At 67.7% G+C, this 15,666-nt stretch carries 14 protein-coding genes and 1 pseudogene; 8 read left to right on the plus strand and 7 right to left on the minus strand.

What is annotated here, in order from left to right:
- A partial coding sequence (locus ACFE7U_RS12200) for a DUF4159 domain-containing protein (protein WP_375409997.1) occupies positions 1–677 on the plus strand: 677 nt, incomplete at its 5' end.
- Positions 678–882: 205 nt separating this feature from the next.
- Positions 883–2,967 (plus strand): hypothetical protein, encoded by a 2,085-nt coding sequence (locus ACFE7U_RS12205; RefSeq protein WP_375409998.1) that lies wholly within the window; start codon positions 883–885, stop codon positions 2,965–2,967.
- Between the two features lie 167 nt (positions 2,968–3,134).
- On the opposite strand, the gene ACFE7U_RS12210 is transcribed toward ACFE7U_RS12205, so the two are convergent.
- From ACFE7U_RS12210 to ACFE7U_RS12230, 5 genes and pseudogenes are all read right to left on the minus strand, one after another.
- Entirely contained in the window at positions 3,135–3,647 is a 513-nt protein-coding gene (locus tag ACFE7U_RS12210; RefSeq protein ID WP_375409999.1) for a GNAT family N-acetyltransferase, read from the minus strand.
- A 9-nt stretch (positions 3,648–3,656) separates the two neighbouring features.
- Complete coding sequence (locus ACFE7U_RS12215; protein ID WP_375410000.1) at positions 3,657–4,763, minus strand: microcin C ABC transporter permease YejB; 1,107 nt, start codon at positions 4,761–4,763, stop codon at positions 3,657–3,659.
- A gap of 10 nt (positions 4,764–4,773) precedes the next feature.
- Positions 4,774–6,627, minus strand: coding sequence for an extracellular solute-binding protein (locus ACFE7U_RS12220; protein ID WP_375410001.1), 1,854 nt, complete (start codon positions 6,625–6,627; stop codon positions 4,774–4,776).
- A complete protein-coding gene (locus ACFE7U_RS12225) occupies positions 6,624–8,525 on the minus strand; it encodes an extracellular solute-binding protein (RefSeq protein WP_375410002.1) in 1,902 nt (633 codons plus the stop codon). The genes ACFE7U_RS12220 and ACFE7U_RS12225 overlap by 4 nt, the downstream gene beginning before the upstream one ends.
- Positions 8,526–8,738: 213 nt before the next feature.
- Positions 8,739–9,308: pseudogene (locus ACFE7U_RS12230) on the minus strand (c-type cytochrome); the annotation flags it as partial.
- Between the two features lie 321 nt (positions 9,309–9,629).
- On the opposite strand from ACFE7U_RS12230, the gene ACFE7U_RS12235 reads away from it, so the two are divergent.
- Both ACFE7U_RS12235 and ACFE7U_RS12240 read left to right on the plus strand, forming a co-directional pair.
- Positions 9,630–10,373, plus strand: a complete 744-nt coding sequence (locus tag ACFE7U_RS12235; protein WP_375410003.1) for a 3-deoxy-manno-octulosonate cytidylyltransferase — start codon at positions 9,630–9,632, stop codon at positions 10,371–10,373.
- A 5-nt stretch (positions 10,374–10,378) separates the two neighbouring features.
- Complete coding sequence (locus ACFE7U_RS12240; RefSeq protein WP_375410004.1) at positions 10,379–11,233, plus strand: prephenate dehydratase; 855 nt, start codon at positions 10,379–10,381, stop codon at positions 11,231–11,233.
- Positions 11,234–11,236: 3 nt separating this feature from the next.
- On the opposite strand, the gene ACFE7U_RS12245 is transcribed toward ACFE7U_RS12240, so the two are convergent.
- Positions 11,237–11,962, minus strand: a complete 726-nt coding sequence (locus tag ACFE7U_RS12245) for a tyrosine-protein phosphatase (protein ID WP_375410005.1) — start codon at positions 11,960–11,962, stop codon at positions 11,237–11,239.
- A 225-nt stretch (positions 11,963–12,187) separates the two neighbouring features.
- Between ACFE7U_RS12245 and ACFE7U_RS12250 the strand changes: the two genes are divergently transcribed.
- The 3 genes from ACFE7U_RS12250 (at position 12,188) to ppa (ending at position 13,747) form a co-directional block, all read left to right on the plus strand.
- Positions 12,188–12,694, plus strand: coding sequence for a GNAT family N-acetyltransferase (locus tag ACFE7U_RS12250; protein WP_375410006.1), 507 nt, complete (start codon positions 12,188–12,190; stop codon positions 12,692–12,694).
- A gap of 72 nt (positions 12,695–12,766) precedes the next feature.
- On the plus strand, positions 12,767–13,081 hold the full coding sequence (locus ACFE7U_RS12255; protein WP_375410007.1) for a hypothetical protein: 315 nt from the start codon (positions 12,767–12,769) through the stop codon (positions 13,079–13,081).
- 129 nt (positions 13,082–13,210) lie between these two features.
- Positions 13,211–13,747: an inorganic diphosphatase gene (gene ppa / locus ACFE7U_RS12260; RefSeq protein WP_375410008.1), complete on the plus strand. Its 537-nt coding sequence runs from the start codon at positions 13,211–13,213 to the stop codon at positions 13,745–13,747.
- A 19-nt stretch (positions 13,748–13,766) separates the two neighbouring features.
- Here ppa and ACFE7U_RS12265 read toward each other — a convergent pair whose 3' ends face one another.
- Positions 13,767–15,050, minus strand: coding sequence for an FAD-dependent monooxygenase (locus ACFE7U_RS12265; protein WP_375410009.1), 1,284 nt, complete (start codon positions 15,048–15,050; stop codon positions 13,767–13,769).
- Between the two features lie 218 nt (positions 15,051–15,268).
- Between ACFE7U_RS12265 and ACFE7U_RS12270 the strand changes: the two genes are divergently transcribed.
- The coding region (locus ACFE7U_RS12270) for an acyl-CoA thioesterase (protein ID WP_375410010.1) at positions 15,269–15,666 on the plus strand (398 nt) is incomplete at its 3' end.

Consider the following 15,666-nt stretch of genomic DNA (forward strand, 5'->3'; position numbering starts at 1 on the left):
CGGCGAGCCGCGCCGGCCTGTCCGGGCTGACGCAGATGCTCGCCACCCGTACCGCCCTGGAGCCGGGCGAACCCATCGGGATCGATCCCTCGCGGGACGAGCTCGCCTTCTATCCGATCATCTACTGGCCGGTCGTTCCGAGCCGCCCGCAGCCCGGCGAGGTCGCGATCCGGCGGATCGACGCCTTTATGCGCAACGGCGGCACGGTCCTGTTCGATACGCGGGACGCGCTGACCGCGCGCGCCGGCGGTCCGCCGACACCGGAGGCGCTATATCTCCGTAATATGCTGGCGACCCTCGAAGTGCCGGAACTCGAACCGGTGCCGACCGACCACGTGCTGACCAAGGCCTTCTACCTCGTCGACAGCTTCCCCGGCCGATACAGTACAGGCCAGACCTGGGTCGAGACGCTGCCGCCAGCCAGCGACGGGCCGGAGCGGCGACCCGCGCGGGCGGGGGACGGCGTCTCACCGATCATCATCACCGGCAACGACCTCGCCGCCGCCTGGGCCGTGGGCAAGCGCGGCGAGCCGCTCTACCCGATCGTCGGCGGCGACCAGCGTCAGCGCGAGATGGCGTTTCGTGGCGGGATCAACTTCGTGATCTACACGCTCACCGGCAACTACAAGGCGGATCAGGTCCACGTCCCGGCCCTGCTGGAACGGCTGGGGCAATGATGGTTCTCGATTGGCCTGACGCGTTCAACCCTCCTCCCTCTGCGGGGAAAGGTGCCCGGCGGATGCCGGGCGAGAGGGGGGATCGCGACCTCTCCGGAGAAGGCGGTGCTCCCCTCTCCCGACCCGCTGCGCGGGCTACCCTCCCCCGCAGAGAGGGGAGGGGCGTGCGTTGCGTTGACCTGCACTGTCCTGAAGGCCGCACCTCATGCTGAGCCTCAGCTTCACGCCCCTCGTTCCCTGGCCAGTCCTTGCTGTCGCCGAGGCGGTCGTCGCCTTGTTCTGCATCCTCGCCATCGTCGCGCGTGGTCGCACCGCGCTCCTGCGAGCCCTGGCGCTCGGCCTCGTGCTCCTGGCCATCGCCAACCCGTCGCTGGTCCGCGAGGATCGCGAGCCGGTGAAGGATGTCGCGGCGATCGTCGTCGACCGGTCCGGCTCTCAAGCGCTCGGCGACCGCACGACCATGACCGATGCCGTGCGCGCCGAGTTGCAGCGCCGCTTCGGTGCCCTCACGAGTATCGAGCCGCGCTTCATCGACGTGCCGGACGCCACCGACGGCGACGAGGGCACCAAACTCTTCACGGCGCTCAGCCAAGCGCTGGCCGACGTGCCGCCGGAGCGGCTGGCCGGCGTGGTGATGCTCACCGACGGCGTCGTCCACGACATGCCGGCCACCGTCGCAGCGCTCGGCATCAAGGCCCCGCTCCACGTCCTCGTCACCGGGCATCCGGACGAACGCGACCGTCAGATCAAGCTGATCGAAGCGCCGCGCTTCGGGATCGTCGGGCGGGATCTCGCCATCAAGGCAGAGGTGATGGAGCGCGGCGGCACCGGCAGCGCCGTCGTCACCGTCCGCCGCGACGGCGAGGAGATCGATCGCCGTGCCGTGCCGACCGGGCAGCCATTCTCGCTCACGACGAAGATCGAGCATGGCGGCCCCAACGTCGTGGAGATCGAGGTCGAGGCGCTGCCGGGTGAGCTCACGACGATCAACAACCGCGCGGTCCTCCCGATCGAAGGAATTCGCGAGAAGCTGCGCGTCCTTCTCGTCTCGGGCGAGCCGCACCAGGGCGAGCGCACCTGGCGTAACCTCCTGAAATCCGACGCGAACGTGGACCTCGTCCACTTCACCATCCTGCGCCCGCCGGAGAAGCAGGACGGCACCCCGATCTCGGAACTCTCACTGATCGCCTTCCCGACGCGCGAACTGTTCGTCCAGAAGATCAAGGATTTCGACCTCATCATCTTCGACCGCTACGCGAACCAGAGCGTGTTGCCCTCGGCCTATTTCGACAACATCGTCCGCTACGTCCGCGACGGCGGGGCACTGCTCGTGGCGGCCGGGCCGGAATTCGCCTCTACGTCCAGCCTGTCGCGGACCCGTCTCTCGGCGATCCTGCCCGGCGAGCCGAACGGCCGAGTGGTGGAGAAATCCTACAAGGCCGCGCTCACGGGCACCGGCCAGCGCCACCCGGTGACGCGAGCGCTTCCCGGCTCAGAGGCCTCGCCGCCGGCCTGGGGCGACTGGCTGCGCGTGGTCGCGGCTCAGACCAAGCCCGGCATCCAGCCGATCCTCCAGGGAGCCGATGCGCTGCCGCTTCTCGCCCTGTCCCGCGAAGACAAGGGCAGGGTGGCGCTCCTGCTCTCGGACCACGCCTGGCTGTGGGCGCGGGGTTACCAAGATGGCGGTCCCTATCTCGACCTTCTGCGCCGTCTCGGCCATTGGCTGATGAAGGAGCCGGCCCTTGAGGAAGAGGCGTTGCGCGCGCAGACGACCGGCCGCGGCCGCGAGGTCCGCGTCGAGCGCCAGACCATGGCCGAGAGTGCCGAGCCGGTGACGGTGACCGGCCCGGCCGGCACGCAGAGAAGCCTGACCTTGGATCAGGCAGAGCCCGGCCTGTTCGCCACCACCTTCGAGGCGACCGAACTCGGGCTGCACACGCTGCGCTCGGGCTCGCTCGTCGCCTTCGTCAGCGTCGGGCCGCCCAACCCGCGCGAGCTCGCCGACGTCTTCAGCGACACCGAGCGCCTGCGCCCCTTGGCCGAGGCTACCGGCGGGTCGATCCGTCGGCTGGCCGAGGTCAATGGCGGCGTTTCGGTGCCGCGCCTCCAGAGCGTGCGCGGCGGCCGCCTTGCCGGAGCCGACTGGATCGGCTTCCGCCCGAGCGACAGCGCCAACATCCGCGGCGTCGAGGTCTATCCGCTGGCGCTCGGGTTGTGGGCGCTGGCGGCGCTGGCAGCGGCGGTCCTGGCGATGTGGCTGGTGGAGGGGCGGCGCGGGCGGATGGCGTGACGCGCTGATCCCCGTCGAGCCTCGGACTTGCCCTGGTTCATCGAAAAACCGCCAACACCGCAAACTGCGAACGATGTGAGTTCGGAGGAGGAGCGTGAGGGAGCCAGGATCGGAAAGTCCCACCGCCATCGCCCGGGGGGTGATCAAGAACACGTCCCCGTGCCCACTCAAACCTGCGGTGACCGCGGGCTGAGGACGGTGCCGCTCGTTCGGGCAAACGCACCGTCCAGCAATTCGCACCACAGCACCCGTGCCGGATCGACCGGTCCCGGCAACGCCAAAGCTCCGGCCGGGACTCGCTCGAAACCGAAGCGCGCATAATACGGGGCATCGCCCACGAGCAGCACCAGCGCGTGGCCACCGGCCCTCGCGGCGTCGAGGCTGCGCCGCATCAGGGCGGATCCGATGCCGCGGCCCTCGAAGCTCGGATCGACGGTGAGCGGCCCCAGCATCAGCGCGTCGCTCGTCCCGACTCGAATGGGCCCGATCCGCACCGATCCGACCAAGAAGGTCCCGACCAGCGCGGTGAAGGACAGTTCAGGGCAGTGGCTCACACCTTCGCGAAGGCGGTACGGCGTCCTGGCATAGCGCCCGGGACCGAAAGCGCGAGCGTGGAGCCGGTCGATGCCTTGCGCGTCCTCGGCGTGTTCCTGCCTGATGAGGAGGGGGAGCGAGGTCACGGGCCGTTCTCAGGTCGAGCGGTGCGAGAAATCGATCCGTGGATCGATCCAGGTGTAGATCAGGTCCGAGAGGAGGTTCACCGCGAGCCCGAGCAGCGAGAAGATGTAGAGCGTGGCGAACACGATCGGGTAGTCGCGCCCGACGATGGCTGTGAACGAGAGCAGGCCGAGCCCATCAAGGGTGAAGATCGTCTCGATCAGCAGCGACCCGGTGAAGAAAGCCGAGATGAAGGCACCGGGAAAGCCCGCCACGACGATCAGCATGGCATTGCGGAAGACGTGACCGTAGAGCACGCGGCGCTCGGTGAGGCCTTTCATGCGGGCGGTGAGCACGTATTGCTTGCGTATCTCGTCGAGGAACGAGTTCTTGGTGAGCAGGGTCGATGTCGCGAAGGCGCCGAGAACCAGTGCGGTGAGCGGCAGCGTCATGTGCCAGGCATAGTCGACGATCTTGCCCCAGAGCGTGAAGTTCTCGAAGCCCTCGCTGGTCAATCCACGGATGGGAAAGAGCTGCATGAACGAGCCGCCGGCGAACAGGATGATGAGCAGGAGCCCGAACAGGAAGCTCGGCACCGCGTAGCCGACGATGACGACGCCGGAGGTCCAGAGATCGAAGCGCGAGCCCTCCTTCACGGCCTTGCGGATGCCGAGCGGGATGGAGATCGCGTAGGAGATGAGCGTCATCCACAAGCCCAGCGAGATCGAGACCGGGAGCCGCTCACGGATGAGCTGCAGCACCGAGACGTCGCGAAAATAGCTGTTGCCGAAATCCAACCGGACATAGTCCCACAGCATCTTGGCGAACCGCTCGGGCGCCGGCTTGTCGAAGCCGAACTGCGTCTCCAGCTTGGCGATGAAGGCAGGGTCGAGTCCCTGGGCGCCGCGATAGCGCGAATTTGCCTCGCCCCCTGTCCGGCCGGCCATGCCGGCCCCGCCGAGGTCGCCCGCACCGCCGGTCACCCGGGAGAGACCGGCATCGTTCTGACCCTGAAGCTGGGCCAGAACGCGCTCCACCGGCCCGCCGGGCGCGAACTGCACGATGGCGAAGGTGATCAGCATGATCCCGAAGATGGTCGGGACCATCAGGGCGATGCGGCGCAGGATATAGGTGAGCAAAGGCGAGCCCCTATAATCGGCCGATGCGCCGGGCCTTGGCGGCATCGAACCACCATGTCGCCGGCACGCCGAGCCCGTAGGCCGGGGTCTCGGCTGGGCGCCCGAACACATCCCAGACCGCGATCCGGTGGGTGGCACCGTACCACATCGGAACCCAGTACTGCCCGGCCCGGAGCACGCGGTCGAGCGCGCGGCAGGCCGTGGTGAGAGCGGAGCGCGAGGTCGCCTCGGTCACGGCGGCGATGAGCGCGTCTACGGCGGGGTCCGAGATGCCCGCCAGGTTGTTGGAGCCCGACGTCGCGGCGGCGCGTGAGCCGTAGGCCTCACGCAGCTCGGGTCCCGGCGTCATGCCGTTGGAGAAGCGGCGGACGGTGAGGTCGAAGTCGAAATCCTTGAGCCTGGATTGATATTGCGAGGCGTCGACTTGCCGGATGCGGCCCTTGATCCCGATCAGCCCGAGATTGCGGATGAAGGGCTGGGTGTGCGGCTCGAGGCTCGGGTCAAGGTCGAGGAACTCGATCTCCAGTGGCTCGCCGCCGGGAAGTTTCATGACCCTGTCCGCCCGAATGCAGCCAGCCTCGCGCAGGAGGCCGGCCGCGCGGCCGAGCAACGTCCGGTCCTGGCCGGAACCGTCCGATTCCGGGGGGCTCCACGGCTCGCCGAAGACCTGCGTCGGCAGGCTGGCGCGCAGGGGTTCGAGGAGTGCCAGTTCCTCCGGCGAGGGCAGGCCCGTGGCCTTGAGGTCGGAGTTCTCGAAATACGAAGCCGTGCGCTTGTAGGCGCCGTACATCAGGTTCTTGTTGGTCCAGGCGAAATCGAAGCACAGGCCGATGGCCTCTCGCACCCGAGGGTCCTTGAAGGCGGCGCGACGCGTATTGATCCACCAACCCTGCGTTCCCGACGGTGTCGCGTCGGGCAGGGTCTCGCGGCGGACGCGGCCCTCCGTCACCGCCGGGAAGTCGTAGCCCGTGGCCCAGACCCGTGCCGTGAACTCTTCGCGGTAGGTGAAAGCGCCGCCCTTGAAGGCCTCGAAGGCCACCTGACGATCGCGGAAGCACTCGTAGCGGATGGAATTGAAATTGTGCTGCCCGACATTGACCGGCAGGTCGGCGCCCCAATAGTCGCCCACCCGCTCCAGCTCGATGAACCGGCCCGGCTCCAGGCGACCGACCTGATAGGGTCCCGACCCGAGTGGCGGTTCCAGCGAGGATGCCTCGAAGTCTCGCCCCTCGTAATAGGCCGATGAGAACACCGGCAGGGTCGCCACGAACAGGGGCAGGTCGCGGCTTCGACCCGGCGCGAAGCGGATCGCGATCGTCGCATCGTCCTCGGCCACCGCCTCCTGCAGATCGCGGATGACCTGCGAGATCTCGGGATGGCCCTTCTCCTTCAAGACCATCAGCGAGAAGGCGACGTCTCGCGCGGTGAGCCGCGAACCGTCGTGGAACCGCGCCTGGGGACGCAGGGTGAAGCGATAGGTCAGGCCGTCCTCGGAGATCTCGACGGAGCGGGCGAGGAGACCGTAGAGGGCGTCCGGCTCGTCCAGTGCCCGGACCATCAGGGAGTCGAAGGTCAGGTTCATGCCCGGCGCCCCGTCGCCGCGCAGGACGTAGATGTTGAGGGTGTTGAAGGTCTCGGACGACTGGTTGCCCATCGTCGAGGTCAGTTGCGCCGAGAAGCGCCCACCGCTCGGTGCCGCGGGATCGACGTAGTCGAAGTTCCTGAAATCGGACGGGTATTTTAAGTCGCCGAAGCTCGACAGGCCGTGGGCGCTCCGAGGGGCGCTCACCGCTGGCCTCATGCCGGCGAGGGCGAGCACGACCCCTCCGGCGACCACCGTGCGACGGGACGGGCCGCCGCTCAACGGGGTGCTCCCGTCTTAGCGGCCAGCGCCTCGTCGTACCACCATGTGGTCGGGAAGCCGGAACTACCGTAGCGGGGCAGGACCGAGGGCCTGCCGAAACGGTTCCAGCGCAGGGTCCGCGAGACGCTGGAAGCCCATTGCGGGACCACGAAATTGTGGGCCAGCAGCACGCGGTCGAGGGCCTTCGTCGCAGCGATGACGCCGGGCCGGTCCTTCGCGAAGATCACCCGCTCGATCAGCGCATCGATCGCGGGATCCTTGATGCCGGCGAGGTTGCGCGAGCCCGGCTTGTCGGCGGCCGCCGAGCCCCAGTACTCGCGTTGCTCGTTGCCCGGCGAGAGCGATTCCGGCCAGGAGCTCGTGGTGATGTCGAAATCGAACGAGCGCAGCCGATTCTGATACTGCGCCTGGTCGATGACCCGCAGCGACGAGTCGATGCCGATGAGCTTGAGCTGGGCGGCGAAAGGCAGGATCACCCGCTCGAACACGCTCTGGAACTCCAGGAACTCCACCGTGAGGGGTTCCCCCGTCTTCGCATTCGTCATCCGGCCATTGCGCAACTCGTAGCCGGCCTCCTTCAGGAGACGGACTGCCTCGCGCAGGTTCGCGCGCACGGCTTCAGGCGAGCCGTTCACGGGATTCGCGTAGGGCGTCGTGAAGACGCTCGCCGGCACCTTGTCCTTGAACGGCTCGAGCACTGCCAGTTCTTCGGGGCCGGGCAGGCCTGAGGAGGCGAGTTCCGAGCCGAAATAGTAGGAGTCGATCCGCTTGTAGAGGCCGAAGAACAGTGCCCGGTTCATCTCCTCGTAGTTCATGGCAAGGTTGAAGGCCCGGCGCACGCGCTCGTCGGCGAACTTCCCCTTGCGCAGGTTGAACACGAAGGCCTGCATGTTGCCGTTGCCGCGATCGGGAAACTCCTCCTTGACGAGGCGCCCATCCTTCACGGCGGGGAAATCCTCGTAGGTGGTCGCCCAGTTACGGGCGACGTTCTCGGTGCGGAAGTCGTAGAGGTCGCCCTTCAAGGCCTCGATCAGCACGGTGGAATCGCGAAAATACTCGTTGCGCAGGGTGCCGAAATTGTTGCGCCCAACATTCACGGGCAGATCCTTCCCCCAGTAATCCGCCACCCTTTCGTAGGTGGCGCTGCGGCCGGGCTCGAACCTGGCCAGGCGATACGGGCCGGAACCCAGCGGGATCTCCAGGGTGGTCTGCGTCGCATCGCGCTGGCGCCCCTGCGCGTCCCTGCCGGTCCACCAATGCTTCGGGAGGATTCGGAGCTGGCCCAGCACCTGCGGCAGCTCGCGGTTTCCTGTCTCGCTGAAGCGGAAGGTGACCTCACGCTCGCCGGTGGCTTCGGCCTTCGTCACGGTCTGGTAGTAGGTCGAGTAGAACGGACTGTTGGCCTTGAGGATGTCGAACGACCAGATCACGTCCTCGGGCGTGACCGGCGCGCCGTCGTGCCAACGGGCGCCCTCGCGCAGACGGTAGGTGACCGCCGACAGGTCGTCCGCGATCCGCAATCCTTCGGCCACGAGCCCGTAGGAGGTGAAGGGTTCGTCGCCCGAATCCAACATCAACGTGTCGTAGATCAGGGTGATGCCCCCTTCGAGGTCGCCCTTCAGGCCCGATACCACGTAGTTGAAGTTGTCGAAGCCTCCCTGTGCGCCGAGGCGGACGAGACCGCCCTTCGGCGCGGCAGGGTCGGCATACTCGAAGTGCTTGAAATCGGCCTGATATTTCGGTTCGCCCATCAGAGTGAAAGCGTGGACGAACGAGCCTTCGGCGGGAGGCGCCTGTTGAGCATTTGTTGGCGAGGCAAACCCCGATACGGCAAGGGATCCGGCGAGGAACCCGGCAAGCAATGCGGTTCGACACGATTCGATCAGGCTCTGACGCATCACGATCCGTCGGTCTCCCAAGTCGTAGCGCCCGCCACCTCGGTGCGGCAGGGTGCGAAGTTCTAGGACGGGCCGACCGGGAACGCCAACTCGGCGCTTGCGCGCACGTCGTCGAAACAGGCGCACGAGGTTCGGGCGGCAGACATGAAAAAGGCCGGGATTGCCCGGCCCTGTTCGCTGGTCATCGTGTTCCGTGGAACGAAGCCGTTAGGGCTTCGGTTCGGCCGCGGGCGCAGCCTCGGCCTTCTCGGCTGCGGGCAGCGGCTTGGGGCTTTCCGCGAGCGTGCGCAGGTAGGCAATGACGTTAGCCCGTTCCTGGGGCGACGAGATGCCCGCATAGGCCATCTTTGTGCCCTTGATGTAACCCTTCGGATTCTCGAGGAAATGGTCGAGCTGGGCATAGTCCCAGGCGCCGCCCTTCTCCTTGAGGCCCGCCGAATATTCAAACCCGGCATGGCTGCCGAGCTTGCGCTCGACAACGTCCCACAGGCCGGGTCCGACCTTGTTGGCGCCACTCTTGTCGAAGCTGTGGCAAGCTTGGCAGGCTTTGGTTCCGGCCTGTCCCTTATCGGCGCTGGCGCTGGCCAATCGCACCGCGATCGGCTCCACCTTCGCGGCAGCGGCCGGGGCGCTCGATGCGGCCACGGGCTCGGGCAGGGCATAGCCGGCATTCCCGGCGGGCTTCGAGTGATAGATCAGCTCGGCCACGAAACCCGACCCCAACGCGAACAGGAGGGTGCCGAGCACCGCGCCAGCAACCTTGTTCAGCTCGAACGAGTCCATTCTCGACAACTCCGGTGCGTCCGTCGGCGATGGCGCCAAAGGGACAGGCACATGGTCATGTCCAGCGGCTGTAGCACACCGGACCTTTGGAAAAGATCGAGGGTGCTTAGCCGCTCCGGGTCGATCTTGACAATGCCGGAGTCGGAATCCGTGAAGTCGCAGTCGCTGCGTGGCATCGGGGCCGCAAGAGCCCGCGATGACAACCGCTTTCACCCCTGTTAATCACCCGCACAGAACGGTTGCGTGCCACGGGTTGGGCGGCATCACTGCACCACGAGCGATGGCTCTACCGTCGACCGCCGCTCCAACGTCTCGGGACCGATGTCAGATCCCCTCGTGCTGATCCCGGCCCGGATGGCCGCCACCCGATTGCCGAATAAGCCACTGGCCGACATCGCCGGACAACCGATGATCGTGCATGTCTGGCGCCGGGCCGTCGAGGCCGGCATCGGCCCGGTGGTGGTGGCCACCGACGCCGAGGAGATCGTGGCGGTCATCGAGGAGCGGGGCGGGGTCGCGGTGCTGACCCGGGCCGATCATCCGTCGGGCTCCGACCGGCTCGCCGAGGCTCTCGAGATCGTCGACCCGGACGGCAACCACGACGTCGTCGTCAATGTCCAGGGCGACCTGCCGACGATCGACCCCCGGGTGATCGGCGCGGCGATCATGCCGCTGGCCGACCGCGCCGTCGATATCGCCACGCTCTGCGCCGTCATCACCCGCGACGAGGAGGCGCGTGACCCCAACGTGGTCAAGCTCGTCGGCCATAGCGTCGGCGCGAACCGCCTGCGCGCACTCTACTTCACGCGGGCGCAGGCGCCTTGGGGGGAGGGGCCTTTGTTCCACCATATCGGGCTGTACGCTTATCGCCGGAAGGCTCTGCGCCGCTTCATGACCCTGCCGCCCGGCGAACTGGAGCTGCGCGAGAAGCTGGAGCAGCTGCGCGCGCTCGAGGCCGGAATGCGCATCGACGCCGTCATCGTCGACGATCTACCGCTCGGCGTCGACACGCCGGCCGATCTCGAACGCGCCCGCGCGCTCCTCGCCGCCCGCCGCCTGAACTGAGTGCCATGACCCAGACAACGATCTCCTATCAGGGCGAACCCGGCGCCAACTCGCACATCATCTGCGCGCAGGCCTTTCCCGACTGGACGCTGCTGCCCTGCGCGACCTTCGAGGACGCCTTCGCGGCGGTTACGGAAGGCCGCGCCGCCCGCGCGATGATCCCGATCGAGAACTCGATCGCCGGGCGGGTCGCCGATATCCACCACCTCATCCCGACCTCGCCGCTCCACATCGTCGCCGAGCACTTCCTTCCGATCCATTTCCAGCTGATGGCGCTGCCCGGCACGCCGATCGCGGCCTTGAGGAGCGTCCACAGCCACATCCACGCGCTCGGCCAGTGCCGCCGTATCATCCGTCGCCTCGGTCTGAAGGCAGTGGTGGCCGGCGATACGGCGGGAGCCGCGCGCGAGGTGATGGAGGCCCACGACCCGAGCCGCGGCGCGCTCGCCCCGGCGCTCGCCGCAGAGGTCTACGGCCTCGACATCCTGGAGCGCGACGTCGAGGACGAGACCCACAACACGACGCGTTTCTGCGTGTTCGCGCCGGAACCGGCGGTGCCCGATTTCGACGGCCCGACGGTGACGAGTTTTGTCTTCCGGGTGCGCAACATCCCGGCCGCGCTCTACAAGGCGCTCGGCGGGTTCGCCACGAACGGCGTCAACATGTCGAAGCTCGAGAGCTACATGGTCGAGGGCCAGTTCTCGGCGACGCAGTTCTACGCCGAGGTCGACGGCCGGCCCGAGGATCCCGGGCTGGCCCGTGCCCTCGACGAATTGAGCTATTTCTCGCGGGAATTGCGCGTCATCGGGACATATCCGGCGCATCCGTTCCGCGAAGCATCGCGGCTGGCCGCCGAGTAGGGGCTATTCCCGCTTGAGGACACGGTCGACCAGCAATTCCGACCAGAAGCCTGCGCGGAACTCCCGCGCCAGCGCGTCCGCATCGTAGGCGGTCTCGACCCAGGTCAGGAAGTCGAGCCCCCTGGCCTCGCCCTCGCGCCGGTAGAGGTCGAAGAAGGCGTCGAGGATGCCGGTCTTGGCGAAGCGGAAATGGCCGTACCGGGCCGAGAGCTGGCCCATCGCCTCGGCCACCGGCTTGCCCTCGTGCAGGATAAGGTAGAGCGCTGAGGCGAGCCCGGCCCGGTCCGCGCCGGACTTGCAGTGCATCACCGCCGGGTACTCGATGCCCGCGAAGAACGCCTTCGCTGCCAGAATGGTCTCGCGTGACGGGGCTTCGCGCGAGCGCAGAACGAACTCCACCAGTGCCAGTCCCTCGCGCTCGCAGGCCTCGCGCTGCAGCGGCCACGAGCCGTGCTCGCGCCCACCACGCAGCGAGATGACGGTCCGTACGCCTTGACGTCGGAACCACGCGACCTGATGCGGCGTCGGCTGCGCGGAGCGCCAGATCTTGCCCTGGCCGACCTTGTGGCGGTTGAGATAGGCGAGACGGAAGATGCCGTGATCGACCAGAAGCATGTTCGCCCAAGCCTTCGCCCGGGACGCGGGGCCGGCGATGGGTTGCTCGAACCGGGCGATCCGCGCCATGCGCCGCGCGTATCGGGTCTCTGGCTTCAGGAAGCGTTTGAACACGTGGGTGACGGCCAGCCAAAGTCCGGGAGAGCGACAGTCCGGCTCTAACAGTCACCCTTAAGGGGAGCAACGCGGAGTGTCGGCTCCGCGACACTTCGGGGGACATGGCCCGTGGCGGCGCCTCCGGATGCGGCATCGGGATTGCGTCGTCGATTCCGCCTTGCCTTCGCCGATATCGTGTCCTTCGATGACGCTTCGCTCTCCAGACACATGCGGGGATCCGCCATGAGCACGAGCACGACCAGCATCCGCCGCGCCCGCATTGAGGACGCGGAACGGCTCTCGGACGTGTTCGACGAAACCTGGCGAGAGGCCTATCGCGGCATCATCCCCGGCATCTGCCTGGAGCAGATGATCGCCAAGCGCGGTCCGGCGTGGTGGCGCGCTGCGGCACGGCGCGGGCGCCCACTGGCGGTCGTGGAGACCGGCGAGACCATCGTCGGCTACGCCTCCTACGGCCGGGCGCGAGGCGGCACCCTTCGTACGGCGGGCGAGGTCGACGAGATCTACATCGCGCCCCACTACCAGGGCCTCGGCCTCGGGCGGCGCCTGTTCCGGGCGATCCGCAACGACCTCAGCGACCGCGGCATGGCGCGGGTCGGGGTCTGGTCGCTTGCCGACAATGAACGGGCGCGCGCCTTCTATGTCGGGCAGGGAGGCGTCGTGGTCGGCCAATCCGTCGAGCGGCTCTCCGGGGCGCTGCTTCCCAAGATCGGCTACCGGTTCGGTTGAACGCTCCACGCTGCCCGATCGTTCTCACTGCGGCCGCGATCGAATGTGTGGCCGGCACGGGAGAGACCGGGCATGAACGTGACGGCCGCCGACTGGGACAAGCGCGTCGACCATCTGAGCGAGAAACTGCCGGCCCGCCTGCGGTCGGCACTCGACTGGCTGCGCGAGCCGTCACGGCAATGGCTGCGGATCGGCGCAGCGCTCCTGTTCATCGTCGGCGGCGTTTTCTCGATCCTGCCGATCCTCGGCCTCTGGATGCTGCCTGTGGGCCTCGCGCTCCTGAGCCAGGACATCCCTTGGCTGAAGGTGCCGTTGGAGAAGGCGGCGCGCTGGATCGAACGGACTTGGCAGAGCCTGGCGGCGCGCTGGCGCAACCGCCGGGGCTGATGGGGCGATCCGGTCGAAACCCTTACATTGTCACATGCACCGGTTCCGGTGAACTTGCTTCGCGGCGCAAGCGCCTTAAGAAACGCGCAACGGGTCATAGGACCGCGCCGCCCCGGGAGAGGACGAACCATGATCATCGACGCCGTTTCGATCGGAAAGAACCCGCCCCACGACGTCAACGTGATCATCGAGGTGCCGATCGGAGGCGAACCCATCAAGTACGAGATGGATAAGGAAGCCGGCGCGCTGGTCGTCGACCGCTTCCTCTACACCGCCATGCATTACCCGGGGAATTACGGCTTCATCCCGCATACGCTCTCGGGCGACGGCGACCCCTGCGACGTGCTGGTGGCCAATACCCGAGCCATCGCGCCCGGCGCCATCATCAGCGTCCGCCCCGTCGGCGTCCTCGTCATGGAGGACAATGCCGGCGAGGACGAGAAGATCATCGCGGTTCCCTCGCGCAACCTCACCATGCGCTACGACCGGATCGAGAACTATACCGACCTGCCCGACATCACCATCCACCAGATCCAGCACTTCTTCGAGCACTACAAAGATCTGGAGCCCGGCAAGTGGGTGAAGATCGTGCGCTGGGGCGACAAGGCCGATGCGCATCGCCTCATCCTCGAGGGCATCGAGCGCGAGAAGGCTCGCAAGGCCTAACCGAGGTCGGCGAGGTGCCCTAAAGCGCCTCGCCACGAAGGAGCCGAGGCAGATTCCTGCCGCGCCCCGCCGCCTCGCCGATGAAACGGCGCTTGAGCCTCGGCAGACGATCGACGAGGCCGAGTCCGAAATCCCGTAGCAGACGCAGCGGCAGCACGTCGTTGGAGAACAGGCGATTGAGCCCGTCCGTGGCCGCCGCCATGGCGAAGCTGTCGAAGCGGCGGCGGCGCTCGTAGGCCAGCAAGACATCCCGGCTTCCCGGGTCCATGCCGAGCCGCACGGCGTCGGTGATGCCCTCGGCGAGGGCGGCGACATCGGCGAGCCCGAGATTGAGGCCCTGTCCGGCGATCGGATGGATCACGTGCGCGGCGTCCCCGAGCAGGGCGAGACGATCGGCCTGGAAGCGGCGCGCCATGCCGAAGGCCAGCGGATAAGAGCGCGGTTCCCGTTCGAGCGCGATCCTGCCGAAGCGGCTGCCGCAGCGGCGCTCGATCTCCGCGAGGGTCTCGTCGCGGCTGCCGCCGAGAAGGGCCTCGACGTCGGCGGTCCGTTCCGTCCAGACGATGGAGGTGCGGTGCCCAAGCGTTCCACCATCGACGAGGGGCAGGAGTGCGAACGGTCCGCTCGGCAGGAAATGCTCGATCGCGCGTCCGTCATGGGGACGCTCATGGGCCACCGTCGCGACGATCCCGACCTGCGGATAGGACCACCCCACCCAACCGATTCCGGCCGCTTCGCGCAGACGCGAGCGTGCACCATCGGCGGCCACCACCAAGCTCGCATCGACGGCGCGGCCGTCCTCGAGCGACACGGCCATCCGCCCCGCCCCCGGATTCGCCTGCGCGACTCCGGACGCGACGAGATCGACGCCGCACGCCTCCGCCGCCGCGAGGAGGGCGCCGACCAGCGGCTCGGCCTCGACCATATGGGCGAAGGGGTCGCCGGGCGCAGCATCCCCGTCTTCGGCAAAGGTGAGGAAGACCGGGCGAACCGGATCGGCCAGGCGGCTGTCGCTGATCGTCATCTCGCGGATCGCCTCCGCCGAACCGACGATCCCCGCCCAGATCCCGAGGCGATCCAGGAGGCGGCGGCCCGCCGCCGATACGGCATAGGCCCGCCCGGCGTGACGTGCGGCCCCACTCGCCAGGGCCGGGTCGCAGACCATGACATCGAGGGCGGGACCGTGCGCCTGCTTCAGGGCGACGGCGAGCGCCAAACCCGGGATGCCGGCGCCGGCGACGAGGATGGTCCGCCGAGGCCTTGGGGGCATCACTCCAGGCTCAGCCGTCGTCTCACCGCTCATGCGTTCTCCCTTGCCACCGGCCGTTCCCGCCACGGTGTCACCCTCGCCCTGCCAGGACAAGGTGGGCAATCGGCACGGCGCCGACCCGGTGCCCCGCTGATGACAATCGCCTGGATTGCGTGGGCGAGACTGCTATGTCGGGACCCTATCGACCGCCGGCGGCCATCCATCAAAGCCGGTTCCGTAGGGGTCAACGTCGCCGAGGGCAACGCAGCCGCATGACTGGTATCGTCACCGAACTTCTCACCGTGCTCGATCTCGAAACGATCGCCGAGGACAGCTACCGCGGACACAGCCCGACCATCGGCTGGCCCCGCGTGTTCGGCGGACAGGTCGTCGCCCAGGCCCTCGTTGCCGCGACCAGGACCGTGCCGGCGACGCGGCCGCCGCACTCGCTGCACGCCTATTTCCTGCTCGGCGGCGATCCGAAGGAGCCGATCGGCTACGAGGTCGAGCGAATCCGCGACGGCCGCAGCTTCACGACGCGTCGCGTGGTTGCCAAGCAGCACGGCCGGGCGATCTTCGCGATGTCCGTGTCCTATCACGATCCGGAATCCGGCGTTTCGCACCAGCTGCCGATGCCCCAGGTGCCCGGCCCCGACAGTCTTCCGGATGC

This window comes from uncultured Methylobacterium sp. (genome assembly GCF_964251405.1).
GTDB lineage: Bacteria > Pseudomonadota > Alphaproteobacteria > Rhizobiales > Beijerinckiaceae > Methylobacterium.